The 23651-nt window shown below is 63.8% G+C and carries 23 protein-coding genes; 20 read left to right on the top strand and 3 right to left on the bottom strand.

Annotated elements, in window-relative coordinates:
• Positions 1 to 56: 56 nt before the first annotated feature.
• From efp to ABIC17_RS10075, 20 genes are all read left to right on the top strand, one after another.
• On the top strand, positions 57 to 620 hold the full coding sequence (efp, locus tag ABIC17_RS10170; RefSeq protein ID WP_010216636.1) for an elongation factor P: 564 nt from the start codon (positions 57 to 59) through the stop codon (positions 618 to 620).
• Between the two features lie 148 nt (positions 621 to 768).
• Positions 769 to 1581, top strand: coding sequence for an inositol monophosphatase family protein (locus tag ABIC17_RS10165; RefSeq protein ID WP_354281493.1), 813 nt, complete (start codon positions 769 to 771; stop codon positions 1579 to 1581).
• Between the two features lie 268 nt (positions 1582 to 1849).
• Entirely contained in the window at positions 1850 to 2224 is a 375-nt protein-coding gene (gene ndhC, locus ABIC17_RS10160; RefSeq protein ID WP_354281492.1) for an NADH-quinone oxidoreductase subunit A, read from the top strand.
• Positions 2215 to 2769 (top strand): NuoB/complex I 20 kDa subunit family protein, encoded by a 555-nt coding sequence (locus ABIC17_RS10155; RefSeq protein WP_354281490.1) that lies wholly within the window; start codon positions 2215 to 2217, stop codon positions 2767 to 2769. Before ndhC ends, ABIC17_RS10155 begins: the two co-directional genes overlap by 10 nt.
• A complete protein-coding gene (locus ABIC17_RS10150; protein WP_354281488.1) occupies positions 2766 to 3611 on the top strand; it encodes an NADH-quinone oxidoreductase subunit C in 846 nt (281 codons plus the stop codon). The genes ABIC17_RS10155 and ABIC17_RS10150 overlap by 4 nt, the downstream gene beginning before the upstream one ends.
• Positions 3608 to 4843, top strand: a complete 1236-nt coding sequence (locus tag ABIC17_RS10145; protein WP_354281486.1) for an NADH-quinone oxidoreductase subunit D — start codon at positions 3608 to 3610, stop codon at positions 4841 to 4843. Before ABIC17_RS10150 ends, ABIC17_RS10145 begins: the two co-directional genes overlap by 4 nt.
• The gene (locus ABIC17_RS10140; RefSeq protein WP_354281484.1) at positions 4843 to 5511 is read left to right on the top strand and encodes a complex I 24 kDa subunit family protein; all 669 of its coding nucleotides are present in this window, start codon (positions 4843 to 4845) and stop codon (positions 5509 to 5511) included. Before ABIC17_RS10145 ends, ABIC17_RS10140 begins: the two co-directional genes overlap by 1 nt.
• Entirely contained in the window at positions 5511 to 6815 is a 1305-nt protein-coding gene (gene nuoF / locus ABIC17_RS10135; protein ID WP_010216648.1) for an NADH-quinone oxidoreductase subunit NuoF, read from the top strand. Before ABIC17_RS10140 ends, nuoF begins: the two co-directional genes overlap by 1 nt.
• Positions 6815 to 8815, top strand: a complete 2001-nt coding sequence (nuoG, locus tag ABIC17_RS10130; RefSeq protein ID WP_354281482.1) for an NADH-quinone oxidoreductase subunit NuoG — start codon at positions 6815 to 6817, stop codon at positions 8813 to 8815. The genes nuoF and nuoG overlap by 1 nt, the downstream gene beginning before the upstream one ends.
• Before the next feature lie 139 nt (positions 8816 to 8954).
• Positions 8955 to 10124: an NADH-quinone oxidoreductase subunit NuoH gene (gene nuoH, locus ABIC17_RS10125; RefSeq protein WP_354281480.1), complete on the top strand. Its 1170-nt coding sequence runs from the start codon at positions 8955 to 8957 to the stop codon at positions 10122 to 10124.
• Positions 10121 to 10606 carry an NADH-quinone oxidoreductase subunit NuoI gene (gene nuoI / locus ABIC17_RS10120; protein WP_354281478.1) on the top strand — a complete coding sequence of 162 codons (486 nt, stop codon included), beginning with the start codon at positions 10121 to 10123 and terminating at the stop codon, positions 10604 to 10606. Before nuoH ends, nuoI begins: the two co-directional genes overlap by 4 nt.
• Positions 10607 to 10640: 34 nt before the next feature.
• The gene (locus ABIC17_RS10115; protein ID WP_354281476.1) at positions 10641 to 11252 is read left to right on the top strand and encodes an NADH-quinone oxidoreductase subunit J; all 612 of its coding nucleotides are present in this window, start codon (positions 10641 to 10643) and stop codon (positions 11250 to 11252) included.
• Entirely contained in the window at positions 11249 to 11554 is a 306-nt protein-coding gene (gene nuoK / locus ABIC17_RS10110) for an NADH-quinone oxidoreductase subunit NuoK (protein WP_010187224.1), read from the top strand. Before ABIC17_RS10115 ends, nuoK begins: the two co-directional genes overlap by 4 nt.
• A 5-nt stretch (positions 11555 to 11559) precedes the next feature.
• Positions 11560 to 13746, top strand: a complete 2187-nt coding sequence (gene nuoL / locus ABIC17_RS10105) for an NADH-quinone oxidoreductase subunit L (RefSeq protein ID WP_354281474.1) — start codon at positions 11560 to 11562, stop codon at positions 13744 to 13746.
• Positions 13743 to 15272: an NADH-quinone oxidoreductase subunit M gene (locus tag ABIC17_RS10100; RefSeq protein WP_354281472.1), complete on the top strand. Its 1530-nt coding sequence runs from the start codon at positions 13743 to 13745 to the stop codon at positions 15270 to 15272. Before nuoL ends, ABIC17_RS10100 begins: the two co-directional genes overlap by 4 nt.
• Positions 15269 to 16723: an NADH-quinone oxidoreductase subunit NuoN gene (nuoN, locus tag ABIC17_RS10095; protein WP_354281470.1), complete on the top strand. Its 1455-nt coding sequence runs from the start codon at positions 15269 to 15271 to the stop codon at positions 16721 to 16723. Before ABIC17_RS10100 ends, nuoN begins: the two co-directional genes overlap by 4 nt.
• 47 nt (positions 16724 to 16770) lie before the next feature.
• Positions 16771 to 17565, top strand: a complete 795-nt coding sequence (locus ABIC17_RS10090; protein WP_354281468.1) for a biotin--[acetyl-CoA-carboxylase] ligase — start codon at positions 16771 to 16773, stop codon at positions 17563 to 17565.
• Positions 17566 to 17582: 17 nt separating this feature from the next.
• On the top strand, positions 17583 to 18365 hold the full coding sequence (locus ABIC17_RS10085) for a type III pantothenate kinase (protein WP_354281466.1): 783 nt from the start codon (positions 17583 to 17585) through the stop codon (positions 18363 to 18365).
• A 193-nt stretch (positions 18366 to 18558) separates the two neighbouring features.
• The gene (locus tag ABIC17_RS10080) at positions 18559 to 20136 is read left to right on the top strand and encodes a ribonuclease J (protein ID WP_354281673.1); all 1578 of its coding nucleotides are present in this window, start codon (positions 18559 to 18561) and stop codon (positions 20134 to 20136) included.
• Between the two features lie 31 nt (positions 20137 to 20167).
• Complete coding sequence (locus ABIC17_RS10075; protein WP_131528475.1) at positions 20168 to 20446, top strand: DUF1467 family protein; 279 nt, start codon at positions 20168 to 20170, stop codon at positions 20444 to 20446.
• Between the two features lie 190 nt (positions 20447 to 20636).
• Here ABIC17_RS10075 and bfr read toward each other — a convergent pair whose 3' ends face one another.
• The 3 genes from bfr to purL form a co-directional block, all read right to left on the bottom strand.
• Positions 20637 to 21122 carry a bacterioferritin gene (bfr, locus tag ABIC17_RS10070; protein ID WP_354281463.1) on the bottom strand — a complete coding sequence of 162 codons (486 nt, stop codon included), beginning with the start codon at positions 21120 to 21122 and terminating at the stop codon, positions 20637 to 20639.
• A gap of 34 nt (positions 21123 to 21156) precedes the next feature.
• Positions 21157 to 21327, bottom strand: coding sequence for a (2Fe-2S)-binding protein (locus ABIC17_RS10065; protein WP_354281461.1), 171 nt, complete (start codon positions 21325 to 21327; stop codon positions 21157 to 21159).
• Between the two features lie 79 nt (positions 21328 to 21406).
• The gene (gene purL, locus ABIC17_RS10060; protein ID WP_354281459.1) at positions 21407 to 23647 is read right to left on the bottom strand and encodes a phosphoribosylformylglycinamidine synthase subunit PurL; all 2241 of its coding nucleotides are present in this window, start codon (positions 23645 to 23647) and stop codon (positions 21407 to 21409) included.
• Between the last annotated feature and the right edge of the window lie 4 nt (positions 23648 to 23651).

Raw genomic sequence — 23651 nt, 5'->3', positions numbered from 1 at the left:
CACGGAGACGCATGAATGCGTCTCCTCTATGGCTCTTTGCAACGCAGGCTCACCCCATGAAGATCAACGCGGTCGAAATTCGTCCCGGCAACATTCTCGAATATGAAGGCGGCATCTGGCGTGCGGTGAAGATCCAGCACACCCAGCCCGGCAAGGGCGGCGCTTACATGCAGGTCGAGCTGAAGAACCTGATCGACGGCCGGAAGAACAACGTCCGCTTCCGCTCGGCCGAGAGCCTCGAGAAGGTCCGGCTCGACACGGTCGACTTCCAGTTCCTGTTCCGCGAGGGCGACACGCTGACCTTCATGGACAAAATCAATTACGAGCAGATCACGCTCGACGCGGACATTCTAGGTGACGCGGCGGCGTTCCTGCAGGACGGCATGGATGTCGTGATGGAACTGTGGGAGGAGCGCCCGATCTCGGTGCAGCTGCCCGATACGATCGAAGCGCTGATCGTCGAGGCGGATGCGGTGGTGAAGGGGCAGACCGCCTCGTCGAGCTACAAGCCCGCGATCCTAGAGAATGGCGTCCGCGTGATGGTCCCGCCGCATATCGGCGCGGGGACGCGGATCGTCGTCGACGTGTACGAACAGACCTACGTGAAGCGCGCCGAATAGCTTCTTCTCCCTCTCCCCGCATGCGGGGAGAGGGCCGGGGAGAGGGGGAGTAACGCGGACGTTCGTTTCTGCACTGCCCCTCTCCCGCGCTTCGCTTCGCTCGCTTGCCCTCTCCCCTGAAGGGGAGAGGGAGAAAGAAAGTAAGATTATGCCCTCCCATTCCGGTCTGATGACCGTCATCGATCGCGCCGCCCGCAAGGCCGGTCCGCGTCTGCGCCGCGATTTCAACGAGGTCCAGCAGCTGCAGGTCAGCCGCAAGGGCCCGGCCGACTTCGTAACGATTGCCGATCAGCGCGCCGAGCAGACGCTGTACGAGGAACTGTCGCGCGCACGCCCTGACTGGGGCTTCCTGATGGAAGAGCGTGGCGAAGTCGCAGGCGACCCCAACAAGCCGCGCTTCATCGTCGATCCGCTCGATGGCACGACCAACTTCCTCCACGGCATCCCCCACTTCGCGATCTCGATCGCTGTCGAGGAGCCGATGCCCAACGGCAAGCGCGAGATCACCTCGGCGATGGTCTATCAGCCGATCACCGACGAAGCGTTCTGGGCCGAGAAGGGCCGGGGCGCGTGGGTGCAGGAACAGCGGTTGCGCGTGTCGGCACGGCGTGACCTTGCCGACTCGCTGATCGCGACGGGGATTCCGTTCCTCGGTCACGGCAATTTCGCCGAATGGTCGCGCATCTTCGGTGCGATTGCGCCCGAGGTTGCTGGGATCCGACGCATGGGATCGGCCGCGCTCGATCTCGCCTGGGTCGCGGCCGGACGGTACGACGGCTACTGGGAATCGGGTCTCAAGGCGTGGGACGCCGCGGCCGGCTTGTTGCTGGTCAAGGAAGCGGGCGGGTTCGTCACCGACTTCCGCGGCGGTGAGAAGATGATGGAACGCAGCGAGTTCCTTGCCGCGAACGACGGGTTGCAGACGCGACTACACAAACTGCTGGCTGGCGCGCTGCGCTGAGGGGCGGGGGCGCGGTTGCGCTCCCCGCGACTCCGTCATCCTCGCCGGGGAGGGGATCCATATTGGCTGGCCTCGGTCGCCCCTGCCGCCGCTGCAACAACGGATTCCCGCCTGCTCGGGCTTGACGGAAGTTAGTCCGGGCGTTGCGGCGCTGTGAGAAACCCCTTCCAAACGCCTGTTGCGATTCATTCTCACGCCCGCAACCCTTGCCCCTAAAAGCCCATGGTCCTAAAGCCCTCGGCATCCCTTCGCACATGCGAGAACACCCTTGGTTGACCTATCCCAATATCTGCCGATCCTGTTGTTCCTCGGCGTCGCGCTCGTGCTGTCCAGCGCGTTCGTGTTCCTGCCGATGCTCGTTGCGCGCCTGACCGGGGCGCACAAACCGACCGCGGAGAAACTGTCCGAATATGAATGCGGCTTTCCCGCATTCGAAGATCCGCGCAGCCAGTTCGACGTTCGGTTCTATCTGGTCGCGATCCTGTTCATCATCTTCGATCTCGAAGCGGCGTTTCTGTACCCGTGGGCGGTTAGCGTGTTCCAGCTCGGCTGGGTCGCGTGGGGCTCGATGATGCTGTTTATTGCCGAACTCGCGCTCGGCCTTGTTTACGCGTGGAAGAAGGGAGCTCTCGAATGGGAGTAGAACTCACTCATCCGACGACTGGCCTGCCGGGCCAGGATCTGGTCAAGCCCGACGCCGCGTTCTTCAGCGATCTGAACGGCGAGCTTGGCGACAAGGGTTTCCTCGTCACGTCGACCGAGGACTTGTTCCAGTGGGCGCGGACGGGCTCGCTGTGGTGGATGACCTTCGGGCTCGCGTGCTGCGCGGTCGAGATGATCCACGTCAACATGCCACGCTACGATCTCGAACGCTTCGGCGCCGCGCCGCGCGCGTCACCGCGCCAGTCGGACGTGATGATCGTCGCGGGCACGCTGTGCAACAAGATGGCCCCGGCGCTTCGCAAGGTCTACGACCAGATGTCCGAGCCGAAGTACGTCATCTCGATGGGGTCGTGCGCCAATGGCGGTGGCTATTACCACTATAGCTATTCTGTCGTTCGTGGCTGTGACCGGATCGTTCCGGTCGACATCTATGTCCCCGGCTGCCCGCCGACCGCGGAAGCATTGCTGTACGGGATCATGCAGTTGCAACGGAAGATCCGTCGCGTCGGGACGATCGAACGATGAAGGCGCCGGCACCTGCCTATGTCGCCAATGACGGCGTGATCGATGCGGCGGCTGCGGCGCTCGGCGGCCGTTTGCTGCATTCGCTCGATGCGGTTGGCGAGGTCGCGCTGCACGTCGATCGCGTCTCGCTGGTCGATACGATGATCGCGTTGCGCGACACGCCGGGGCTCGAATATCAGCAGCTGATGGAAATCGCGGGCGTCGATTATCCCGACCGCGGTGTCGAGCGGTTCGAGGTCGTCTATTGCCTGTTGTCGCTGACGCGCAACCACCGCATCCGCGTGCACGTCCAGACCGACGATGAGAAGCCTGTGCCGTCCGTCACGGGCATCTGGCCGGTTGCGGGCTGGCTCGAGCGTGAAGTGTACGACATGTACGGCGTGCTGTTCTCGGGCAATTCGGACTTGCGTCGAATCCTGACCGATTACGGATTCCGTGGGCATCCGCAGCGCAAGGACTTCCCGCTGACGGGCTATGTCGAACTGCGCTATTCGGAGGAAGCCAAGCGCGTGGTCTATGAACCCGTTGCACTGGCGCAGGATTTCCGCAGCTTCGATTTCATGAGCCCGTGGGAGGGTGCTGAATACGTGCTCCCGGGCGACGAGAAGGCGAAGGTTCCGGAGGCCAAGGGCGCGCCGACGCCGCTAAAGGCTGACGACATCGTCAAGGCCGATGCGGCATCCTCGCCGACTCAGGCGCCGAGCGACCCGAAGGTTACCGAAAACACCAGCCAATCCGGCGCGGGCAAGTCCGGCCCCGGAGCAGGTGAAAAGCCGGCCGATCCAGCCGTTATGCCGAGCCCCGGCAGCGGCGGTGGATCTGGTGGAGGACAGAACCAGTGAGCGAGTATCTCGATCAGCTCGAACGTCACACCGACGGCGAAAAGCCCGAGGTCGGCGACGTCGAGATCCAGAATTACACGATCAACTTCGGACCGCAGCATCCCGCCGCGCACGGCGTCCTGCGGCTGGTGATGGAGCTTGACGGCGAAATCGTCGAACGCGTCGATCCGCACGTCGGGCTGCTCCATCGCGGAACCGAGAAGCTGATCGAATACAAGACCTACATGCAGGCGCTGCCGTATTTCGACCGGCTCGACTATTGCTCGCCGCTCTGCATGGAGCACAGCTATGTGCTCGCGGTCGAGAAGCTGCTCGATCTCGAAGTTCCGATCCGCGCACAGTATCTTCGCGTGCTGTTTGCTGAACTGACGCGCATTTCGAACCACATGCTCAACTTGGGCTCGCACGTCATGGACGTCGGCGCGATGACGCCGAACCTGTGGCTGTTCGAGATCCGCGAGGATTGCATGAACTTCTACGAGCGGATTTCGGGCGCACGGATGCATGCGGCGTGGTTCCGGCCCGGCGGCGTCCATCAGGACGCACCGGTCAAGCTGCTCGCGGACATCGCTGACTGGCTCGACACGCGCCTGCCGCGACTGTTCGAGGATGCGATTTCACTCGTCGCGGACAACCGCATCTTCAAGCAGCGCAACGTCGATATCGCGGTGGTCAGCCGTGACGATGCGATCAAATGGGGCTTTTCCGGCCCGATGATCCGCGGTTCGGGCATCGCCTGGGATCTGCGCAAGTCGCAGCCTTATGATGTGTACGACCGCATGGAGTTCGACGTACCGGTCGGTACGCGTGGCGATTGCTATGACCGGTTCATGGTGCGCGTCGAGGAAGTCCGTCAGTCCGCGAAGATCATGAAGCAGTGCCTCCGCGACATGCCCGAGGGGCCGATCGCGTCGCTCGATCGCAAGGTCGTGCCGCCAAAGCGTGCCGAAATGAAGCGGTCGATGGAAGCGCTGATCCATCACTTCAAGCTGTACACCGAAGGCTTCCACGTGCCGGCGGGTGACGTCTATGTCGCGACTGAAAGTCCCAAGGGCGAGTTCGGCGTGTATCTGGTCGCCGATGGCAGCAACAAGCCGTACCGCTGCAAGATCCGCCCGACGGCGTTCTCGCATCTGCAGGCGATGGACTTCATGTCGAAGGGCCACATGCTTGCGGATACGACGGCGATCCTGGGCGCGATGGATATCGTTTTTGGTGAATGTGACCGATAATGGCTGAAGCTCCCAAGATCCCCGACGAAGCCGAGACCCGCGCCCGCTGGGGTGCATTCGCGTGGAACGACGAAAGCCAGAAGAAAGCGAACGAGATCCTCGGTCGCTATCCCAAGGGCCGAGAGCAATCCGCGTCGATCCCTTTCCTAGACCTGGCACAGCGCCAGGTCGGTGAGGAAACGCAGACGCAAGGTTGGCTGCCGGTTCCGGTGATCGAGTTCGTCGCGCGCCAGATCGGCGTGCCGTACATGCGCGTCTATGAGGTCGCGACCTTCTACACGATGTTCAATATGGCGCCGGTCGGCCGTTTCCACGTCCAGGTCTGCGGCACGACGCCGTGCCTGCTTGGCGGCAGCGACGACGTTCTCGCCGCGTGCAAGAACAAGGGGCTGATCAAGGGGCGCACGACCCCGGACGGCATGTTCACGCTGACCGAAGTCGAGTGCCTGGGCGCCTGCGCCAATGCGCCGATGGTCCAGATCAACGACGATAACTTCGAAGATCTCGATTACGACCGGACGAGCGCCTTGCTTGAGGCGCTTGCCAACGGCACGCCGGTCACGCCGGGATCGCAGACCGGGCGGCGCGACAGCTGCGCGGCAGGCGGCCCGACCAATCTCGTCGCGATGGTCGACGAGAACCATGACTATCGGGGGGAGTGGGCCTGATGCTCGCCGATAAGGACCGCATTTTCACCAACGTCTACGGCTTCCAGCCGTGGAACCTCGAGGCCGCGATCAAGCGTGGCGATTGGGACGATACAAAGGGCCTGATGGCACGCGGGCAGGATGCATTGATCGACGCGGTCAAGGCGTCGGGATTGCGTGGCCGTGGTGGTGCTGGTTTTCCGACCGGCACGAAATGGTCGTTCATGCCGAAGGAGCCCAAGCCGGACCGGCCGAATTTCCTCGTCATCAACGCCGACGAATCCGAGCCGGGGTCGTGCAAGGATCGCGAGATCATCCGTCACGATCCGCACAAGCTGATCGAAGGCGCGTTGATCGCTGGCTATGCGATGCGCGCGCGTGCTGCCTACATCTACATCCGCGGCGAATATATCCGCGAGGCTGAAGTGCTGTTCGCCGCGGTCGCCGAGGCGTATGATAAGGGCCTGATTGGCAAGAACGCCAGCGGCTCGGGCTATGACTTTGACGTCTTCGTCCACCGCGGCGCGGGTGCCTATATCTGCGGCGAAGAGACCGCGATGCTCGAGAGCCTCGAGGGCAAGAAGGGCCAGCCGCGGCTCAAGCCGCCGTTCCCGGCAGGGGCGGGGCTCTATGGCTGCCCGACGACGGTCAATAACGTCGAGTCGATCGCAGTCGTGCCGACGATCCTGCGCCGCTCGCCCGAGTGGTTCGCGAGCTTCGGCGCCGAGGGCAATCGCGGTACCAAGCTGTTCCAGATTAGCGGGCATGTGAACAAGCCGTGCGTCGTCGAGGAGGCGATGAGCATCACCTTCCGCGAACTGATCGAGACGCATTGCGGCGGGATTCGCGGCGGGTGGGACAATCTGCTCGCGGTCATCCCGGGCGGGTCGTCGGTGCCGCTCGTTCCGGCTGCGGAGATCATGGACTGCCCGATGGACTTCGACGGCTTGAAGAAGGTCGGTTCGGGTCTGGGCACCGCGGCGATCATCGTCATGGACAAGTCGACCGACATCGTCCGCGCGATCAGCCGTCTCTCCTACTTCTACAAGCATGAGAGCTGCGGCCAGTGCACGCCGTGCCGCGAAGGCACCGGCTGGATGTGGCGCGTGATGGAGCGGATGCGCACCGGCGACGCGGACATTTCCGAGATCGATACGCTGTATCAGGTGACCAAGCAGGTCGAGGGCCACACGATCTGTGCGCTCGGCGATGCGGCGGCCTGGCCGATCCAGGGCCTGATCAAGCACTTCCGCCCCGAGATGGAGCGGCGGATCACCGAGAAGCGTGGCGGCGGGCTGAGCCCGATGATGGAAGCGGCTGAATAATGCCTATTGTCAAAGTCGACGGCGTCGAAGTCGAAGTGCCGGCTGGTGCCACCGTGCTCCAGGCGTGCGAGATCGCGGGCAAGGAAATCCCGCGCTTCTGCTATCACGAGCGCCTCAGCATCGCGGGCAATTGCCGCATGTGCCTGGTCGAGGTGAAGCCCGGACCGCCGAAGCCGCAGGCATCGTGCGCGCTGCCGGCGGCGGACAAGCAGGAGATTTTCACCAACTCGCCGATGGTCAAGAACGCGCGCGAAGGGGTGATGGAGTTCCTCCTGATCAACCATCCGCTCGATTGCCCGATCTGCGACCAGGGTGGCGAATGCGACCTGCAGGACCAGAGCCTCGCGTATGGGCGCGGCCAGTCGCGCTATGACGAGAACAAGCGCGCGGTCACCGAGAAGTATATGGGGCCGATCGTCAAGACGGTGATGACGCGGTGCATCCAGTGCACGCGCTGCATCCGTTTTGCCGAGGAAGTCGCGGGCGTCGAGGAAATCGGCGCGATCGGGCGTGGCGAGGACATGCAGATCGTGTCCTATCTCGAACATGCCGTGACGAGCGAACTGTCGGGCAACGTCGTCGATCTCTGCCCGGTCGGTGCGCTGACCTCCAAGCCGTACGCGTTCGAGGCGCGTCCGTGGGAACTGCGCAAGACGCTGACGATCGACGTGATGGACGCGGTCGGCACCAACATCCGGCTCGACAGCCGGGGTCGCCAGGTGCTTCGCGCCGTGCCGCGGATCAACGAGGACGTGAACGAAGAATGGGCGAGCGACAAGACGCGCCATGCGGTTGACGGCCTGGTCCGTCGTCGTCTCGACAAGCCATATATCCGTAAAGGCGGCCGCCTGACCGAAGCCTCGTGGGATGCCGCGTTCCTCGCGATTTCGCAGGTCGATGCGGGTTCGAGCATTGCGGCGATCGCGGGTGATCTGGTCGATTGCGAGACGATGTATGCCGCCAAGGCGCTGCTGGGCAGCTTGGGGTCGACCCTGCTCGAAGGCCGCCAGACCGGCATGGATTACGACACGACCAATCTGGCCGCGGTCAATTTCAACACGACGATCGCAGGCACCGAACAGGCCGACGTGATCCTGATCGTGGGCAGCAACGTGCGCTGGGAAGCGCCGCTGGTAAACACGCGGATTCGCAAAGCCATCAAGCGCGGGGCCAAGGTCTTCGCGATCGGGCCGGAAACCGAGCTGACCTATAAGGTCGAATGGCTCGGCGAGGATCTCGGCATGCTCGGTAATCTGCCGGAGGCCGTGACCGAGGCGTTCGCCAAGGCCGAGCGTCCGATGATGATCGTCGGCGGGGCGGCACTCAAGTCGCTGGGCGCGGCGCTCGCGCTGGTTTCGCCGCTGGGTCTGGTCAAGGACGGGTGGAACGGCTTCAACGTGCTCCACATGGCGGCGAGCCGCATGGGCGGGTTGATGCTCGGTTATGCGCAGAAGGGCGGCATCGCGGATGTTATCGCTGCCAAGCCCAAGCTCGCCTTCTTCCTGGGCGCGGACGAGGTCGATTTTGGCGCGTTCGAAGGCACGTTCAAGGTGTACATCGGCCATCATGGCGACAAGGGCGCGGCGTCCGCCGACGTCGTTTTGCCGGGTGCTAGCTATGCCGAGAAGTCGGGGACGTACGTCAACCTCGAGGGTCGCGTTCAGCGTGGCGAACGTGCGGTGTTCCCGCCGGGCGACGCGCGCGAGGACTGGACGATCCTGCGCGCCTTGTCGGGCATGATGGGCAAAACGCTGCCCTTCGACACGATCGAGCAGCTTCGCGCGAACATGGCGACCGATACGCCCGCCCTTGCGACGCTCGGCCTGGCCACGTTCGACTGGGCGCCGCCTGCGCTCAACGCAGCGGCCTCGGGCACGCTTACCGGCTATCCGATCAAGGACTTCTACCTCACCAACGCGATCTGCCGGGCGAGCCCGACGATGCAGCGGTGTTCGGCGGAACTGGTCCACGGGCATGAATTTGCGGAGGCAGCGGAATGACTTTTGCCTCTTCGCTTTCTTCTTCTCCGGCGAAGGCCGGGGCCCAATTGTGGGCAGCCGATCGGCTGGACACAGCGCGCGGTAACGACAACCTTCCCGACCGGGCCCTGGCCCGCGTCGGGGAAGGGGAATTGGCAGCATGACCTCTTTCTTCACCTATCGCTTCGGCCTGCCCTACGGCTGGGCGTGGACGCTCGCCACGCTCATGGACATTCTGCTGATCGCGTTGCCGCTCATGCTCGCGGTCGCGATGATCATCTACGCCGATCGCAAGATCTGGGCGGCGATGGCGCTGCGCCGTGGCCCGAACGTCGTGGGTCCGCTCGGGCTGCTGCAGTCGTTCGCGGACGGGCTCAAGGTCTTCCTTCAGGAAACGATCATCCCGTCGGCAGCCAACAAGACGCTGTTCCTCATCGCGCCGATCATCACCTTTACGGTCGCGCTGATCGTCTGGGCGGTCGTGCCGTTCGATGCGCGCGCGGCGCTTGCTGACATCAACGTCGGGCTGCTCTACGTGCTCGCGGCGTCGTCGCTGGGCGTTTATGGCATCATCCTCGCTGGCTGGTCGTCCAACTCGAAATACCCGTTCTATTCTGCGATTCGCGCGGCGGCGCAGATGGTGTCGTACGAAGTCGCGATCGGCTTCGTGCTGATCTCGATCGTGCTGTGGAGCGGCAGCTTTAACCTGACCAACATCGTTGAGGCGCAGAAAAGTGTCCTGGGGACGCCGGTCAATGGCTTCTTCCTCAACCCGTTGTTGTTCCCGATGGCGGTGGTGTTCTTCATCTCGTCGCTGGCGGAAACGCAGCGTGCACCGTTCGATCTGACCGAGGCGGAGAGCGAGCTGGTCGCCGGGTACCAGACTGAATATTCGTCGATGTCGTTCGCACTCTACTGGCTTGGCGAATATGCCAACGTCATCCTGATGTGCGCGCTCAACGCGACGTTGTTCTGGGGCGGGTATCTGCCGCCGTTCGATTGGGCACCGCTGTACGTCGTTCCGGGGATCCTCTGGCTGTTCGCCAAGATGCTGTTCTTCTTCTTCCTGTTCAGCTGGGTGAAGGCGACCGTGCCGCGGTATCGCTATGACCAGCTGATGCGGCTGGGTTGGAAGATTTTCCTGCCGTTGTCGCTGTTCTGGGTGTTCATGGTGTCGGGCGTGCTGATGCTCACGCGCGTCGGTACCGACTGCGCTCCCGAGAACCGGGTCTATACCAAGCAATATCTCTACGATGATGGCCGTCCGCGCTATCCAACCGATGGCGTGTGCCAGGCCGCGTCCGTGAACCAGATGGAGAAACGCTCGTGAGCGTCGCCCAGATCATCAAGTCCTATACGCTTTGGGAATTCGTCAAGGCGCACGCCTTGACCCTGAAATACTTTTTCAAGGCGAAAGCGACGATCAACTACCCGTTCGAGAAGAACCCGATCAGCCCGCGGTTCCGCGGCGAGCACGTGCTTCGTCGCTACCCCAACGGCGAGGAACGCTGCATCGCGTGCAAGCTGTGCGAGGCCGTATGCCCCGCGCAGGCGATCACGATCGAGGCCGAACCGCGGGACGACGGCTCGCGCCGCACGACGCGCTACGACATCGACATGACCAAGTGCATCTTCTGCGGCCTTTGCCAGGAAGCCTGCCCGGTCGACGCGGTGGTCGAGGGTCCGAACTTCGAATATTCGACCGAGACGCGCGAAGAACTGATTTATGACAAGGCGAAGCTGCTCGCGAACGGCGATCGGTGGGAAAGTGCCATTGCGGCAAACCTTGCCGCCGACGCACCGTACCGTTAAGCGCCGCACCGACTCTGAGGGGCCGTAGAAAACCGTGATCCAGGCACTCGCCTTTTATCTCTTCGCAGCGATTGTGATCGTGTCAGCCGCGCTGACCATCACCTCGCGCAACCCGGTTCATGCCGTGTTGTGGCTGATTCTGGCCTTCTTCAACGCAGCCGGGCTGATGGTGATCGTCGGCGCCGAGTTCATCGCGATGCTGCTCGTCATCGTGTACGTCGGTGCAGTCGCTGTGCTGTTCCTGTTCGTCGTGATGATGCTCAACATCGATTTCGCCGAGCTGCGCGCCGGGTTCGCCCGCTATGCGGCAATCGGCGCAGTGTTCGCGGTTGGCCTTGCCGCCGAGATCATGCTCGCTTTCGGTGCGTGGAGTGCCGGCACGATCGAACTCGCGCGCCGGGCCGCGCCCACGCCGACGACGATCTCGAACATCCAGGCGCTCGGCATGGTACTCTACACGCGCTATCTGTTCGTGTTCGAAGGGGCTGGCCTCGTCCTGCTGGTCGCCATGATCGGCGCGATCGTATTGACGCACCGTGAACGCAAGGGTGCCCGCGCCCAGAACGTCTCGCGCCAGAACGCGCGGCGTCCGCAGGATGCCACGCGCAACATGCAACCAACCGTCGGTAAGGGGATCGACCTGTGATTGGCCTGGGCCATTATCTCGTGGTCGGGGCGATCCTGTTCGCGCTCGGCGTGCTTGGCATCATCGCCAACCGCAAGAACCTCATCGTCATGCTGATGGCGGTCGAGCTGATCCTGCTCGCGGTGAACCTCAACTTCGTCGCCTTCTCGGGCTATCTTCACGATCTCGTCGGACAGGTGTTCGCGATGTTCGTGCTCACGGTCGCGGCGGGTGAGGCGGCCATCGGGCTTGCCATCCTCGTCATCTATTTCCGTAGCCGCGGGACGATCTCGGTCGACGACGCCAACCGGATGCAGGGGTAAGTTACGTGCATTCGATTCTTCTCATCGTCTTCCTGCCGCTGCTCGCGTCGCTGATCGCAGGGTTCGCGAACAAGGGCTTCGGCGCCGCGCTCCCCAAGATCGTGACGACCGGCGCGCTGTTCGCGTCGTGCGCACTGAGCTGGCCGATCTTCATCCACTACCTCGGTGGTGGCGAAGCGACGGTCGTTCCGGTGCTCGACTGGATCCATTCCGGCGACATGGTGATCGACTGGTCGCTGCGCGTTGACGCACTGACTGCGGTGATGCTCGTCGTCATCACGTCGGTGTCGGCACTCGTCCATCTGTATAGCTGGGGCTATATGGAGGAAGACCCGGACCAGCCGCGCTTCTTCGCGTATCTGTCGCTGTTCACCTTCGCGATGCTGATGCTGGTGACCGCGGACAACCTTGTTCAGATGTTCTTCGGCTGGGAAGGCGTGGGTCTCGCATCCTACCTCCTGATCGGGTTCTGGTTCCGCAAGCCCAGCGCCAATGCGGCAGCCATCAAGGCGTTCGTCGTCAACCGCGTCGGCGATCTCGGGTTCATGCTCGGCATCTTCGGCACCTACTTGGTGTTCAACACCGTCTCGATCCCCGAAATCCTGCGGCTCGCGCCCGGGATGGCCGGTTCGACGATCGGCTTCTTCGGTGGTCGTTTCGACACGATGACAGTGCTGTGCCTGCTGCTGTTCGTCGGCGCGATGGGCAAGTCCGCACAGCTCGGCCTCCACACGTGGTTGCCGGACGCGATGGAAGGCCCGACCCCGGTGTCGGCGCTGATCCACGCGGCGACGATGGTCACCGCGGGCGTGTTCATGGTGTGCCGCCTCTCGCCGATGTTCGAGACGTCGCCGTTCGCGCTGACGGTCGTGATGACGGTCGGGGCTGCGACCTGCCTGTTCGCGGCAACCGTCGGGCTGGTGCAGACCGACATCAAGCGCGTCATCGCCTATTCGACCTGCTCGCAGCTCGGCTACATGTTCTTTGCTGCTGGTTGCGGTGCCTATGGCGCGGCGATGTTCCACCTGTTCACGCACGCCTTCTTCAAGGCGCTGTTGTTCCTTGGTGCCGGTTCGGTGATCCATTCGATGCATCACGAGCAGGACATGCGCTATTATGGCGGCCTGCGGAAAAGCATCCCAATCACCTTCTGGGGTATGATGATGGGCACGCTGGCGATCACCGGCGTCGGCATCCCCGCAGTGTTCGGCAACACGCTTGCGATCGGTTTCGCAGGCTTCCACTCGAAGGACGCGATCATCGAGGCGGCCTGGGCTTCGGGCAATCACGGCGCGTCGATCGTCGGGATCATTGTTGCGCTACTGACGAGCTTCTACTCGTGGCGGCTGATGTTCCTCACCTTCTGGGGCAAGCCGCGCTGGGAGCAATCCGAGCATATCCAGCATGCCATTCATGACGCCCATGGCCACGGCCATGACGCGGTCCATGCTGGCCATGACGATCACGGCACCACTGCTGCGCACGCGCATCACGGGGAAGCCGCAGAGGAAGGGCAGGGCAGCGAGCCGCACGGTCATGACGACCATGCACACGGCGCGCACGGCCATGCTGTCCCGCTGCATCCGGTGTTCACGACCAAGGGCGACGGCACGGGTGGCTATCATCCGCACGAGAGCCCGTTCCCGATCCTGATCCCGCTGATCGTCCTGTCGATCGGTGCGATCGCGGCAGGGTTCGTCTTCCACGGCGCGTTCATCGAGCCAACCGCGGGCGAGGAATATTGGCGTGGTGCGATCGCCTTCCGCGAGCATCTGATGCACGAAATGCATGAGGTTCCGCTGCTGGTGAAGCTGTCGGCGACGATCGCGATGCTGACCGGTCTGATCGGGGCGTACATCTTCTACATCCGCTCGCCGGGTGTGTCGCAGAAGCTCGCCGAGACCTACGCGCCGATCTACGACTTCCTGCTCCACAAATGGTATTTCGACGAATTGTACGATCTGCTGTTTGTGAAGCCGGCGTTCGCCATCGGTCGACTGTTCTGGCACCGTGGTGACGAGAAGACGATCGATCGCTTCGGGCCGAACGGCTCGGCATGGATCGTCGAGCGGAGTTCGCGTGTCGCTGGTCGGATCCAGTCGGGATATGTCTACACTTATGCGTTCGTCATGCTGCTCGGTCTGACCGGAGCCGTGACCTGGGCGATCAACATCTGGGCGACGAGCAAGTGAGCGGCTTTCCTATCCTTTCCATCATGCTCGCGATCCCTGCGATCGCGGCCGTGGCCTGTCTCTTCACCAGCGCGCAGGGCGCGCGCTGGATCGCGCTGATCGCGACGCTGATCGATCTCGTCCTCGGGATCGGGCTGTGGACCAGCTACGATATCGGCGGTGCGCAGTGGCAGTTCGTCGAAGACGCCGGCAACCTCGGCATCTTCAGCTGGAAGCTCGGCCTCGATGGCTTCGCGCTTCTGCTGGTGATGCTCAGTGTGTTCCTGATGCCGGTGTGCATCGGGGCGAGCTGGGTCGCGGTAACCAACCGCGTCCAGGAATATATGGCGGCGTTCCTGTTCACCGAAGTGCTGATGATCGGCACGTTTGCGGCGCAGGACCTGTTCCTGTTCTACATTTTCTTCGAAGCCGGCCTGATCCCGATGTATCTGATCATCGGCATCTGGGGCGGCGTGAACCGCATCTACGCCTCGTACAAATTCTTCCTTTACACGCTGCTCGGCTCGGTTCTGATGCTGGTGGCGATGCTGTGGATGGCGAACTTCGCAGGGACCAGCGACATTCCGACGCTGCTGCGGACCGACTTCCCGGTCCGTGCGCAGACCTTCCTGTGGCTCGCGTTCTTCGCGTCGTTCGCAGTCAAGATGCCGATGTGGCCGTTCCACACCTGGCTTCCCGACGCGCACGTCCAGGCGCCGACTGCAGGTTCGGTCATTCTTGCGGGCGTGCTGCTCAAGCTCGGCGGATACGGCTTCCTCCGCTTCTCGCTGCCGATGTTTCCCGAAGCGTCGGCGCAGCTGACGTGGCTGGTGCTCGGTCTATCGGCGATCGCGGTGATCTACACCTCGCTGGTGGCCCTCGTGCAGTCGGACATGAAAAAGCTGATCGCTTATTCCTCGGTCGCGCATATGGCGATCGTGACGATCGGACTGTTCGCGTTCAACCGCCAGGGGATCGAGGGCGCGATGATCGTCATGCTGTCGCATGGCCTCGTTTCGGCCGCGTTGTTTCTGTGCGTCGGCGTGATCTACGACCGGCTCCATACCCGCGAGATCTCGCGTTATGGTGGTCTCGCGATCAACATGCCACGTTACGCTCTGCTGTTCCTGTTCTTCACGATGGCATCGATCGGGCTTCCGGGCACGAGCGGGTTCGTTGGCGAGTTCCTCAGCCTGGCGGGGACGTATCAGGTTTCGACCGCTATCACGCTACTGTGCACCACCGGGATCATCCTCGGGGCTGCTTATATGCTTTACCTCTACCGCCGTGTCGTATTCGGCGATCTGACCAAGGACGATGTGCGCGCAATGCCCGATCTTTCGCTGCGTGAAATTGCGCTGTTGGCCCCGATTGCGGCGGTAGCGCTGTGGATGGGCGTGTATCCCGAGAGCTTCCTCGCGCCGATGCGCAAGGATGTCGCCACGCTGGAAGCGCGCATCTCGCGTGCCACCCCGGCGGGTGACTCGCTGCCGACGCCGGGCAAGGCGATTGCGCTGCCCGTTCATCATGCGGAGGCACGGCCATGAACTCGTCGATGCTGATGGTTCTTCCCGAGGCGATTCTCGCCTTGGGTGCGATTGCTCTGATGCTGGTGTCGGCCTGGGGTGGCCAGGCATCGACGCGGATGGTGTCGATCGCGGCGGTTGCAGTCCTTGTGGGCGCGATGATCGCGCTGACCGGGCCTGCCTCTTATGGTGGCGCGGCATTCGGCGGGCTGGTGAACGCCGATGCTTTCGGCGCGTTTGCCAAGGTCCTGATCTTCGGCGCTTCGGCCATTGCGATCCTGATCGCGCCGCGCTTCTTCGCGGCTGGCCGGGGCGACGATCTCCGTCCCGAATATCCGGTGCTGATCCTGCTCTCCGCAGCAGGCATGAGCATGATGGTGTCGGCGGGCGACCTGCTGACGCTGTATGTCGGTCTCGAGCTTCAGAGCCTCGCGGCCTACGTGCTCGCGAGCTTCATGCGGCGCGACACGCGCTCGGCAGAAGCTGGCCTCAAGTATTTCGTGCTCGGCGCGCTGGCGAGCGGGATCCTGCTGTACGGCATCTCGCTGGTCTATGGTTTCAGCGGCACGACGATGTTCTCGTCGATCGCGACCGCTTATGGTGCAGGCCGTTCGCTCGGGCTGACCTTCGGCCTCGTGTTCGTCTTCGCTGGCCTCGCCTTCAAGATGAGCGTCGTTCCGTTCCACATGTGGACCCCGGACGTTTACGAAGGCGCGCCGACCCCGGTGACAACCTTCTTCGCCTCCGCCCCCAAGGTGGCAGCGGTCGCGCTGTCGGTTCGTGTCGCGGTAGAGGCAATGGGTCCGGCGACCGACCAGTGGCGGCAAATCGTGATCTTTGCGGCGCTCGCGTCGATCATCTTCGGTGCGGTCGCGGCGATCGGGCAGACCAACATCAAGCGACTGCTCGCTTATTCGTCGATCAACAATGTCGGCTTCGTGCTGATCGGTCTCGCGGCCGGCACGCAGGCGGGTGTCGCGGCGGTGCTGTTCTACCTCACCGTTTACGTCGTCATGACGCTGGGCAGCTTCCTGATCGTCCTTCAGATGAAGGACGCGGCGGGGCAACCGGTCGAGAGCATCACCGCGCTCGCGGGCCTGTCGCGAACGCGACCCGGTCTCGCGCTGGCGATGGCGATCTTCATGTTCTCGCTCGCGGGCATCCCGCCGATGCTCGGCTTCAACGCCAAGGTCGCGGTATTCCAGGCGGCGATCGTTGCCGGGCTGTACCCGCTGGCGGTGGTCGGCTTCGTCGCTTCGGTGATCGGCGCCTTCTATTACCTGCGCGTCGTCAAGGTGATGTACATTGATGCACCTGCTGAGACGGTTGAGGGCGCACCGCTTGCGGTTCGCACCGACCCGGTCGAGGGCGGGCTGATCGCGGTGATGGCCGCGGCGATCTCGCCGCTCGGCTGGCTTGGCCTTGCCAGCCTCGGTGGCGCGACGATGGTTGCGGCGAAGGCGCTGTTCTGAGCGAGCGGGTTCGTACCGTCGCCGAGACGGGGTCTACCAATGCCGACGTGCTCGATCTGGCGCGCAGCGGGATCTCCGAGGGGATCTGGCTGCGCGCCGAGCGGCAAACTGGCGGGCGCGGGCGGCAAGGGCGGCTCTGGGTTTCGCCGGTCGGCAATTTCTACGGGTCGACAGTGGTGCGCGTGCGGGGCGGGGATCCTGCGGCGGCTACGCTCGCGCTGGTGGCTGCGGTTGCGCTGGAGGAAGTGGTCCGGGCGTACCTTCCTTTACCTGCACGCTTCCCCGGCAAAGGCCGGGGCCCAGTCGAGGTGGTCGAGGTAACTGGGCGCAGCAGCCAGCAAACTCCGGCCTCGCTACTGGGCCCCGGCTTTCGCCGGGGTAGTAGTAGCGGGGAAGGACCTGCCAGTAGCTTGGCGCTCAAATGGCCCAACGACCTCCTCATCGATGGCGCAAAAATCTCCGGCATCCTCCTCGAACGCACCGGTGATGCGATCGTCGTCGGGATCGGCGTCAACCTCGCGCACCACCCGACCGACACCGACCGCCGTGCCACCAGCCTCACCGCACACGGCGCAACCCCCGATCCCGCCGACTTCGCCGAAACGCTTGCCGACACCTTCGGCCGCTGGCTGGGCATCTGGCGCGGGCAGGGCCTCGCGCCCGTCCGCACCCGCTGGCTCGAACGCGCGCACCCGATCGGCACCGCGCTCACCGCGCGGCTGCCCGATGGCAGTGCGACCGATGGGCTGTTCAACGGGCTCGACAGTGACGGTGCGCTCATCCTGCGCTTGGCGGATGGCACCGCGCGTGTCATTCACGCGGGCGACGTGTTCCTCCTCTGAAGGGCTTCTCTCCAGCCATGCTGCTCGCCATCGACGCCGGGAACACCAACATCGTCTTCGCTTTGCTCGAAGGCTCCACGATCAAGGCACGCTGGCGCATCGCCACCGACCCGCGCCGTACCGCGGACGAATATGCGGTGTGGCTCAGCCAGTTGCTCAACCTCGAAGGCTATGACCGCAAGCAGGTGACGGGCGTCATCATCGCGACCGTCGTCCCGCGCGCGCTCCACAACCTCCAGACGCTCGCGCGCAAATATTTCGACAGCGAGCCGCTGATCGCCGGGCAGGCACCAGTCGAATGGGGCATGCAGCTCGATGTGCTCGAGCCCAAGAGCGTCGGCGCGGACCGTGCCGTCACGATGATCGCAGCGCATGCGCGGCATTCGGGCGACCTGATCGTGATCGACTTCGGCACGGCAGCGACCTTCGACGTCGTCGATTATACCGGTGCGTATAAGGGCGGGATCATCGCGCCGGGGATCAACCTCTCGCTCGACGCGCTCGTCACCGCCGCCGCCAAGCTGCCGCGGATTGCGATCGAGGCCCCCAGCGACACCAGCGTCATCGGGCGCGATACGGTCACGCAAATGCACATCGGCATCTACTGGGGCTATGTCGCGATGATCGAGGGGCTGGTCGCGCGGATGAAGGCGGAGGTCGGTCGCCCGTGCACCGTGGTTGCGACCGGCGGGCTCGCGGTGCTGTTCGAACAGCGTACCGACGCGTTCGACGCGATCGAACCCGATCTCACCATTCAGGGGCTGGCGATTTTGTGGGAACGCGCCCATATACAGGCCTAGAGTCCATGCGTGCGTGCGCCGACCTCGGTGCCCCGCTTCCCAGACCTCTACGATATTCATCGCGCCTCACCAGCGCACCCTCCCTGCGCCGCTTGTGAAGCTGGCGGCGTCCAATTGAAAGAACAAAGCGTTAGTGACTACTCCTAAGAAAGAACTGCTGTTCCTGGCTCTCGGTGGGTCGGGCGAGATTGGCATGAACGTCAATCTGTACGGCTGCAACGGCAAGTGGCTGATGGTCGATTGCGGCATCACCTTCGCCGATCCGCAATATCCGGGCATCGACGTCATCCTGCCCGACCTGCAATTCATCGAGGAACGCCTCGACGATCTGATCGGGATCGTGCTGACTCATGGTCACGAGGATCATATCGGCGCGCTGCCGTATCTTGCCGAGGACCTCGGCGTGCCGCTGTATGCGACGCCGTTCACCGCGGGCCTGATCCGCGGCAAGCTCGAGGAAGAAGGCAACGCCAGCCGCGTCAAGCTCCGCGTGATCCAGCCGGATGCGCCGTTCGACCTCGGGCCGTTCGGCATCACCTTCGTGCCGATGTCGCATTCGATCCCAGAGGCGAGTGCGCTGCTGATCGATACGCCTTATGGCCGTATCTTCCACACCGGCGATTGGAAGCTCGATGCGGCACCCGTCATCGGCAGCCCCGCCACGCCCGACCAGCTCGCGGCGATCGGCAAGGACGGCATTCTCGCGCTGGTGTGCGATTCGACCAACGTGTTCAACAACGACGCGTCGGGTTCCGAGAGCGACGTGCTGTCGGGCCTGATGGACGTGATTGGCAAGGCCAAGGGCCGCGTGCTGGTGACGTCGTTCGCGTCCAACGCCGCGCGTCTCCACACGCTCGGCAAGGTCGCGATCGAGACCGGGCGGAAATTGTCGGTCCAGGGTCGGTCGCTCGACCGCATCCTCAAGGTTGCGCGCGCGACCGGCTATCTCAAGGACTTCCCCGATACGATCGACGCAGAGGCCGCAATGCGGCTGCCGCGCGACAAGGTGCTGGTCATCGCGACCGGCGGGCAGGGCGAGGACCGCGCAGCGCTCGCGCGTGTCGCGAACGGCCAGCATCCGATTTCGCTCGACCAGGGTGATACGGTCGTCTTCTCCTCGAAGCAGATCCCGGGCAATGAAGTCGCGATCGGGCGGATCCAGAACCAGCTTGCCGCCAAGGGCGTGATCATGATCACCGACCGCCAGGCGCATGTGCATGTGTCGGGCCATCCGGGTCGTCCCGAGCTGCTCCAGATGTATCGCTGGATGAAGCCCGAAATCCTGATGCCGGTGCATGGCGAAATGCGCCATCTGATGGAGCAGGCGCGCTTTGCCTTGTCCGAGGGCGTGCCGCGCGCAGTGGTGCAGACCAACGGCGACATCATCCGCCTCGCGCCGGGCAACCCGACCAAGATCGGCAATGCCGCTGTGGGTCGTCTCGTGCTCGATGGCGACGTGATCCTGCCGGGCGATGGCTCGACGATCAACGAGCGCCGCAAGCTCGGCCTGTTCGGGCAGATCTCGGTCGCGGTCGCGGTCGGCCAGCGCGGGATGATCGGCCAGCCGCAGGTTCGCATCCAGGGCATTCCGGTCGAGGAAGACCGCGAGCCGTTCCTCGACGAGACGATCGGCGCGGTGATCGCGGCGGTCAAGCAGGGCGGGCGTGACCGCGACAAGATGCGCGAGCAGATCCGTCTCGCGACCCGCAAGGTCGCGACGCGCTGGACCGGCAAGAAGCCGATCGTTGATGTGTTGTTGATCGAAGCCTGACCGCAGGCTCTGGGACGGGAAGGAGAACGGCATGCGGTGGACTTCGGCGCTGGCGATCTACTTCCTGTTCTGGGCGTTTTCGGTGTTCTTCGTCCTGCCGTTCGGGGTGAAGACCGCCGACGAGGCAGGCGTGGAGCGCGTGCCCGGCCAGGCCGACAGCGCGCCGCACGAGTTTCGCGCCGGGCGGATCGCGTTGCGGGTGACGATCGTGGCGACCGTGCTGTGGGGGCTTTATATGCTCAACTTCACGTACGGATGGCTGACGCCGAAGATGTTGGACTTCTGGGGGGCGTGGAAGGACGTGGAGTAGGGGGCTGCTCACGCTCCTTCCTACTGCGCTTCCCCTTATATTTGCCTACCCCGGCGAAGGCCGGGGCCCAGTAGCGATGGCCGAGGTAACTAGGCGCAGCCGCCAGCAACCTTCTGCCTCGCTACTGGGCCCCGGCCTTCGCCGGGGAAGGGCCAGTAGGGGGAAGCGCCAGCAGGGGGAAGGAAACCCTTTACCCCTCCGCGTCCGCAGGCCTACTCTGCAACTGGACGTAATTCTCGATCCCCATCCGCGCGATCATCTCGAACTGGCGCTCCAGCGTATCGACATGCTCTTCCTCGCTGTCGAGGATGCGGCGGAACAGGTCGCGGCTGACATAGTCGCGGACCTTCTCGCAATGTTCGATAGCGTCGCGCAGCGGCGGAAGTGCCTCCATCTCGAGCGCCAGATCGGCCTTCAGCACTTCCTCGACCGTTTCGCCGATCCGCAACCGCCCGAGCAACTGGAAGTTGGGCAGACCGTCGAGGAACAGGATGCGCTCCGACAGCCAGTCGGCATGCTTCATCTCGTCGATTGATTCCTCGCGCTCGAACGCCGCCAGCTTGCGCACGCCCCAATGGTCGTACAGCCGGTAATGCAGCCAATATTGGTTGACCGCGGTCAGCTCGTTCTTGAGCGCCAGATTGAGGTATTCGATGACCTTGATATCGCCCTGCATGGAACGCCCCTCACATTGAAATCGTCGGGCGACCTTAGGCGACTGCGCGCTCTTCGTCGATGATGGCGCGGGCGACGGGCACGCATTGGCCACATTTCGCCTCGCAGCCCATCCTACGATAGGCCTGGCAGGCCGTGCGCGACCCGTTGCGGGCGGCGGTGCGGACGTCGCGTTCGCGGATAGCATTGCAGATGCAGACGACCATAAGCACTCCCTTCGGATGCCGATGATCTATCGCTAATGAGAATGGGTCGCAAGCATTAATGCGACCCATTCTCAAAATATCAGTTCTCGACCGGCGCCACGTCGCCCATCAGCTTGGGGAAGAAGCCCTCGTGCGCGGCACGCAGGTCGGTCAGCGTCACGACATGATCGTCGTCGGGCAGCTCGAAGATCAGCCGGTTGGCGATCGTCCGCCCGATCCGCTCGATCTCGACCCCGGCGGCATCCGCTGCGGTCAGCGTCTCCAGCAACAAGTGATCCGCAACGGTCGCGACGTACAGGCCCTGATCCTCGCCGAACAAGGCGCAGGCGATGCCGCATGGCAGCGGCGCATGCAGCATCGCGCCGACATTCCCGGCGAGTGCCATCTCGGCGATCGTCACCGCGATGCCGCCATCGGACACGTCATGCACCGCGGTCAGCGCGCCGGTCGCGATATGCGCGCGGACGAACTCGCTGTTGCGGCGCTCGGCTTCGAGATCGACCGGGGGCGGGGCGCCTTCCTCGCGGCCATGGACTTCGCGCAGCCACAGCGATTGCCCGAGATGCCCCGAGCGCTCACCGATCAGCACGATCACGTCGCCAGTGCCCTTGAACGCGATCGTCGCGGACTTGGACCAGTCGGCAAGCAAGCCGATCGCGCCGATCGCCGGCGTCGGCAGGATCGCCGAACCGCCGCCGGTCGCCTTGCTCTCGTTATACAGCGACACGTTGCCCGAAACGATCGGGAAGTCGAGCGCGCGGCAGGCGTCGCCCATGCCGTCGAGACAGCCGACGAACTGCGCCATGATCTCGGGGCGCTGCGGGTTGGCGAAGTTGAGGCAGTTGGTGACGGCAAGCGGGGTCGCACCGACTGCCGAGAGGTTGCGATAACACTCTGCGATCGCCTGCTTGCCGCCTTCATAGGGGCCGGCATAGCAATAGCGCGGGGTGCAATCGGTGCTCATCGCGAGCCCCTTCTGCGTGCCGTGGACGCGGACGACCGCGGCGTCGCCACCGGGACGCTGGATCGTGTCCGCGCCGACCTGCGTGTCATATTGCTCCCAGATCCAGCGGCGCGAGGCGACGTCGGGGGATGCCATCAGCGTCAGCAAGTCGGCGGCGACGTTCGGCGTCTGCGGGATCTCGCCGAGCGGCGCGACCTTGGCCCAAGCCTGATATTCTTCCTTCGTCGCAGCCGGGCGGTCGTAGAGCGGCGCTTCGTCGGCAAGCGGGGCGAGCGGGATGTCGCACACGGTTTCGCCGTGGAACTTGAGCACCATGTGGCCGGTGTCGGTCACCTGGCCGATCACTGCGAAGTCCAGCTCCCATTTGTGGAAGATCGCTTCGGCGAAATCCTCGCGGCCGGGCTTGAGCACCATGAGCATCCGCTCCTGGCTTTCGCTCAGCATCATCTCATAAGGCGTCATGCCGGTTTCGCGCTGCGGCACCGCATTCATGTTGAGCTCGATCCCAACCCCCCCCTTGGACGCCATCTCGACCGCGGAGGAGGTGAGGCCAGCCGCGCCCATGTCCTGGATCGCGACGATCGCGTCCGACGCCATCAGCTCGAGGCACGCCTCGATCAGCAGCTTCTCGGTGAAGGGATCGCCGACCTGGACGGTCGGGCGCTTCGACTCCGAATCCTCGCCGAAGTCTGCAGACGCCATCGTCGCGCCGTGGATCCCGTCGCGACCGGTCTTGGAGCCGACATAGACGATCGAATTGCCGATCCCGGAGGCGGCGGAATAGAAGATCTTGTCGGTCTCGGCGACGCCGACCGTCATCGCGTTGACGAGGATGTTGCCGTCATAGGCGGGGTGGAAGTTCACCTCGCCGCCGACCGTCGGCACGCCGACGCAATTGCCGTAGCCGCCGATCCCGTGGACCACGCCCGAGATCAGGTGACGCATCTTGGGATGATCGGGCCGCCCGAAGCGTAGCGCGTTTAGGTTGGCGACCGGGCGCGCGCCCATCGTGAAGACGTCGCGCAGGATCCCGCCGACGCCGGTCGCGGCCCCCTGATAGGGTTCGATGTACGACGGATGGTTATGGCTTTCCATCTTGAAGATCGCCGCCTGGCCGTCGCCGATGTCGACGACGCCGGCATTCTCGCCGGGGCCGCAGATCACTTGCGGGCCGGTGGTGGGGAGCTTTTTCAGATGGATACGCGAGGATTTGTACGAGCAATGCTCGGACCACATCACCGAGAAGATGCCGAGCTCGGTCAAATTGGGCTCACGACCGAGCGCGTGGAGGACGCGGTCATATTCTTCGGTGGAAAGCCCGTGCTGGGCGACGATCTCGGGGGTGATGTCGGTCATGGCC

This window comes from Sphingomonas sp. PvP056 (genome assembly GCF_040549155.1).
Lineage (GTDB): Bacteria > Pseudomonadota > Alphaproteobacteria > Sphingomonadales > Sphingomonadaceae > Sphingomonas.
This window is presented reverse-complemented; position numbering and strand designations above follow the sequence as displayed.